The sequence below is a fragment of the Rahnella inusitata genome, from assembly GCF_003263515.1.
Classification (GTDB): Bacteria; Pseudomonadota; Gammaproteobacteria; order Enterobacterales; family Enterobacteriaceae; genus Rahnella; species Rahnella inusitata.
In genome coordinates, this window is the sequence record NZ_JYDE01000045.1 from 1 (window position 1) to 5,128 (window position 5,128).

The following is a 5,128-nucleotide window of genomic DNA, read 5'->3' on the forward strand; positions in this document are numbered from 1 at the left end:
GTGGAAAGCCCTGTACTGACGTACAGGGCTTTTTGCTGTCTGGGATTTGGGTGAACTACGGGGGATTTAGCAGTCATTGAATCGTTATCTTTCTATCTGTGCTCTCCCGAGCGCTGATAAAACGCTGCCCCAGAGGTTATCGAATCAGTTAAACTATGCACAAATAAGTCACTCATGAGTAATATGTTATGTCGACTGACGACAACTCGCTTCAATCCCTGAATACCTTTTCTTTAGCTGCACATGCTGCTGTCATTACACATATAAATAATACAACTCAGCTGACCGATGCATGGAAAAAGGCGCAAGAAAAACAGCAGCCATTTCTATTGCTGGGCGAGGGTAGCAACGTTCTGTTTCTTGAAGACTTCACAGGATCTGTCGTTCTGAACAGAATCAAAGGTATTGAAGTGACGGAGAGAGCAGATGAATGGCTATTACACGTCGGTGCCGGGGAGAACTGGCACCAGCTGGTGTGCTTCGCTCTCGAACATAATATTCCTGGATTAGAAAATCTCGCATTGATCCCCGGCTGTGTCGGGTCTGCGCCAATTCAGAATATTGGCGCCTACGGCATTGAGCTGCAAAGTGTCTGCGACTATGTTGACGTTTTAGACATGCGAACGGGCAAGATAACCCGACTGCAGTCAGATGAGTGTCAGTTTGGATATCGTGAAAGCATCTTCAAACATGCTTATAAGGACGGTTATGCCATTGTCGCTGTAGGTTTAAAGCTGACTAAGCACTGGCAACCTAAGCTGACCTATGGAGATCTCACTCGCTTTGATCCTCAAACGGTCACTGCGCGTCAGATTTTCGACTCAGTGTGTGCAATGCGTCTGAGTAAACTGCCTGATCCTGCTATTACCGGTAATGCTGGTAGTTTTTACAAGAATCCGACGGTTGATGCAGCCACCGCTGAAAAGATCCGCAGTGAATTTCCTTCCATGCCATTTTACCCTCAGCCTAACGGGCAGGTAAAACTAGCCGCAGGCTGGCTGGTTGAACAGGCACATCTTAAAGGGTTCAGCATTGGCGGGGCAGCCGTACATCAGAACCAGGCGCTGGTGTTGATCAACAAAGATCACGCAAGCAGTGCAGATGTTCGTGCGTTGGCAAAACATGTACGAAATACCGTTGCTGCGAAGTTTGGTATCTGGCTCGAACCGGAAGTCCGTTTTATCGCCGCCGGTGGCGAAGTGAATGCCGTGGAGGCGCTGTCATGAAAGATATTACGGTTCCCCTGCACTTAATCTCTATTCTGGCCGACGGTGAGTTCCATTCTGGTGAACAGCTGGGTGGTGCGCTGGGAATGAGCCGCGCCGCGATTAACAAGCATATCCAAACCGTGCGCGACTGGGGTGTGGATATTTTCACTGTACCTGGAAAAGGATATAGCCTTCCACATCCCATCCAGTTATTGGATGAAGCTAAGATTCATTCCATGCTGCCAGCGGGTCGGGTAAATGTTTTGCCCGTCATTGATTCTACTAACCAATACCTTCTCGACAGGATCGGTGAACTGAGCTCGGGAGATGCGTGTGTTGCTGAATACCAGCAGGCAGGGCGAGGACGTCGAGGAAGAAAATGGTTTTCGCCATTTGGCAGCAACCTCTATCTTTCAATGTACTGGAAACTCGATCAAGGTCCGGCTGCTGCAATGGGGCTCAGTCTGGTTATTGGGATTGTTATGGCTGAAGTCCTTCAGCGCCTTGGGGCTGAAGACGTAAGGGTTAAGTGGCCTAATGACCTTTATCTGAAAGACAGAAAGCTGGCAGGTATTCTGGTTGAACTGACGGGAAAAACCGGGGATGCAGCACAGTTGGTTATCGGTGCGGGCATTAACCTTAGAATGCGTGAACCCGAAGCGGACACCATTAATCAGGGCTGGATAAACTTGCAGGAAGCGGGTGTCAATATCGATCGCAATGAGTTGACAGCAATGCTACTGAAAGAATTACGTGCTGCATTATTACATTTTGAGAATGAAGGACTGGCACCCTTTATTAGCCGTTGGCGTGGCTTAGATAATTTCCTCGACCGGCCAGTAAAATTGCTGATTGGCGATCAGGAAATTCACGGTATTGAACGTGGGATTGATCAACAAGGCGCTTTATTGCTAGAACAGGATGGCATAATTAAGCCTTATATCGGAGGGGAAATATCCCTGCGCGGGCGATGAAATAAAAAAGGAGAGCCGCGACTCTCCTTGTCAATTCTGGCAACCTATTTTCTCAATCTGACATTTTCAACCGCGTGGTTAGCACTCTTGGTCAAAATGAGGCTTGCTCGCTCTCTCGTTGGAAGAATGTTTTCTTTAAGATTCAATCCGTTGATCTCATTCCATAGCTGCGTTGCAATATTCACTGCCTCTTCTTCTGGCAGCTTTGCATAGTGATGGAAATAAGAATCCGGATCGGAAAATGCACCCTGACGGAATTTCAGGAAGCGATTGATATACCAGCCCTGCAATAAATCTTCAGGTGCATCAACGTATATTGAAAAATCGACGAAATCTGAGACGAATACCCGATGCGGGTCATGAGGGTAATCCATGCCGCTTTGTAAAACGTTCAATCCTTCAAGAATAAGTATGTCTGGCTGTTCAATGACCTTATTTCCTTCTGGGATCACATCATAAATCAAATGCGAATATACCGGTGCGGTAACAGTTTTCGCACCAGATTTTACTTCAGAAACAAAGTTGACCAGCTGGTGCATATCGTAGGACTGAGGGAAGCCTTTCTTCTTCATGATCCCACGCTCCTGGAGCGTCTTATTGGGATAGAGGAACCCATCAGTTGTGATCAGTTCGACAGAACGATGCTCAGGCCAGCGGCTTAACAGCGCTTGCAGAACGCGCGCAGTGGTGCTTTTCCCTACTGCCACACTTCCCGCAATACCAATGACATAAGGGATCTTCTGGCCATCAGTGCCCAGGAATTGCTCAAGTACAGCCTGCCGGCGCAGGTTTGAACTGATATAGAAATTGAGAAGACGTGAAAGTGGCAAATAGATTTGTGCCACTTCTTCGAGGGATAAGTCCTCGTTGATGCCTTTGAGGTTCACCACTTCCGCTTCTTTGAGCGTTAACGGCACTGAATCACGTAAAGCAGCCCACTGTGCACGATCAAACTGCAAGTAAGGCGTTGCCAAAGATGGGTCTCTTTTTTTCATAAGTTAAAGTCTGCCTGTTAGCGCAGGTCAGGATAGGCGCTCACGCCAACTCCAGACAGTAAACCAGCAGCATATTATAGACAGCTTCGTTTTCAGGGGAGATCTTTTTCTTATAACTTAACGATTTCTTTGATTGAGTTAAAATTTTTTTGAGAAAGTAATGTAAACGCTGAAGAACGATGAGGCTGAGGTGCGGGTGGGATACGCACCTGTCAGGTTAAAAGAGAGAAGGGGAAGAACAACCTATGGGTTGGAGTTTTTTGCAATAAACCACTTCATTTTTTCTACTGTAACCCGGAGATCCGTCCTGGCAGGGCGCACACCGATAACCTTGTGCGCGATAAAATGCTTCTGCCCCGGAACCAGACTGCATGTCCGAGGAGAGCAACGAGTAGCGTAAATCCTGCGCCTTATTTTCTGACTCCCGTAATAATAAACGTCCTATACCCCGTCTCCGGGCCCGTGAACATACCAGTAAAGTGCTGACCTCGGCCTGATAAGGCGTGTCAGATGAACGGGTCAAATCAAGTAGCAGCGTGCCAGCGACACCTTGCTCATCCCTGGCTATCCACAGCAACAGTTCATTATGAGAAAGGGCGGGGCGCAAATCATGAAACGTATCCTCGGCTTCTTGATGTTCAAAAGTGCAGGGCAACCCTGCAGAAACTCCCTGACGGCTGGCTTCTATAAGTAAGCAGGCGAGCTCGTCGCGATAGACAGGCAATGTGGCGGCATTAAGCATGACAATTTTCATTCCTTACCTCTCAAATGACAGCACGTCATACGTATAAGGAGTTATGCAAAAGATACGCCACAATAAAATAGCTTGAAAACAAGGCGTCTGAGGGGGAAAGAGTTCCATTGTGACCATCTATGAGGCGTGCGCGCATTTATGGTGCATAAAGAGTGGCAGCGACTCACTTGACCCATTTTTTGGTAAAGCAGCCACATAACACCAGTGAGGCTGGTGTTTATCTGCGAAAGTATTGGGCGTTATTTGGATGTTATTTGCACGGATATAGGGGTGAAAGATGGAAAAACCCTATTTTTTGAATAAAACATGAGCTAAGAAGCAATTCATGCAATTTTTTAGTTGCATACCCCGCAAAGTCTCCCTAGAATGCGCAGCACTTGATGCCGGCATAGCTCAGTTGGTAGAGCAACTGACTTGTAATCAGTAGGTCCCGAGTTCGACTCTTGGTGCCGGCACCAATCAAGTACTTAACAATTAGGTGGGGTTCCCGAGCGGCCAAAGGGAGCAGACTGTAAATCTGCCGTCATCGACTTCGAAGGTTCGAATCCTTCCCCCACCACCATACAGGCCTTAGCAATGAGGCAGCTTAAAGTGATAAAGTCGCTTTAAGTGAAGGTGAGGAATTAAGTGTCTCACGTCCTTTTCCCCGTCTTCGAAGTTCTTCAGAAAAATTAGGTAGCAGAGTTCCAGGACGCGGGCATCGTATAATGGCTATTACCTCAGCCTTCCAAGCTGATGATGTGGGTTCGATTCCCACTGCCCGCTCCAAGTATGTGCTGATATAGCTCAGTTGGTAGAGCGCACCCTTGGTAAGGGTGAGGTCGGCAGTTCGAATCTGCCTATCAGCACCACTTCCAAATCCTCCCTCCCTGATTTTCTTTCTGTAAACTAATTCGTCAAGCAAACTGCTTGGTTGATGTGGTGATACCACCGATTTAACCGTGTCTTAGAGGGACAATCGATGTCTAAAGAAAAGTTTGAACGTACAAAACCGCACGTTAACGTTGGTACTATCGGCCACGTTGACCACGGTAAAACTACCCTGACTGCAGCAATCACTACCGTTCTGGCTAAAACCTACGGCGGTTCTGCACGCGCATTCGACCAGATCGATAACGCACCAGAAGAAAAAGCTCGTGGTATCACCATCAACACTTCACACGTTGAATATGACACTCCAAGCCGTCACTACGCGCA

General features: G+C 47.6%; 5 protein-coding genes and 4 tRNA genes. 7 read left to right on the forward strand and 2 right to left on the reverse strand.

The window, feature by feature from the left end:
* The first annotated feature begins 188 nt into the window (after positions 1 to 188).
* On the forward strand, positions 189 to 1,226 hold the full coding sequence (gene murB / locus TU92_RS21545) for a UDP-N-acetylmuramate dehydrogenase (RefSeq protein WP_112169350.1): 1,038 nt from the start codon (positions 189 to 191) through the stop codon (positions 1,224 to 1,226).
* Positions 1,223 to 2,182, forward strand: coding sequence for a bifunctional biotin--[acetyl-CoA-carboxylase] ligase/biotin operon repressor BirA (gene birA / locus TU92_RS21550; protein WP_112169352.1), 960 nt, complete (start codon positions 1,223 to 1,225; stop codon positions 2,180 to 2,182). Before murB ends, birA begins: the two co-directional genes overlap by 4 nt.
* A gap of 44 nt (positions 2,183 to 2,226) precedes the next feature.
* Here the strand turns inward: birA and coaA are convergent, their stop codons facing one another.
* Together coaA and TU92_RS21560 are read right to left on the reverse strand one after the other, a co-directional pair.
* The gene (coaA, locus tag TU92_RS21555) at positions 2,227 to 3,177 is read right to left on the reverse strand and encodes a type I pantothenate kinase (RefSeq protein ID WP_112169354.1); all 951 of its coding nucleotides are present in this window, start codon (positions 3,175 to 3,177) and stop codon (positions 2,227 to 2,229) included.
* Between the two features lie 217 nt (positions 3,178 to 3,394).
* A complete protein-coding gene (locus TU92_RS21560; protein WP_112169356.1) occupies positions 3,395 to 3,931 on the reverse strand; it encodes a GNAT family N-acetyltransferase in 537 nt (178 codons plus the stop codon).
* A 382-nt stretch (positions 3,932 to 4,313) separates the two neighbouring features.
* Between TU92_RS21560 and TU92_RS21565 the strand changes: the two genes are divergently transcribed.
* From TU92_RS21565 to TU92_RS21585, 5 genes are all read left to right on the forward strand, one after another.
* A tRNA-Thr gene (locus TU92_RS21565) sits at positions 4,314 to 4,389 on the forward strand.
* A gap of 19 nt (positions 4,390 to 4,408) precedes the next feature.
* A tRNA-Tyr gene (locus tag TU92_RS21570) sits at positions 4,409 to 4,493 on the forward strand.
* A gap of 131 nt (positions 4,494 to 4,624) precedes the next feature.
* Positions 4,625 to 4,699, forward strand: a tRNA-Gly gene (locus TU92_RS21575).
* A 7-nt stretch (positions 4,700 to 4,706) separates the two neighbouring features.
* A tRNA-Thr gene (locus tag TU92_RS21580) sits at positions 4,707 to 4,782 on the forward strand.
* A gap of 110 nt (positions 4,783 to 4,892) precedes the next feature.
* Positions 4,893 to 5,128: GTP-binding protein (locus tag TU92_RS21585; RefSeq protein WP_248291966.1), on the forward strand; the 236-nt coding region annotated here is incomplete at its 3' end.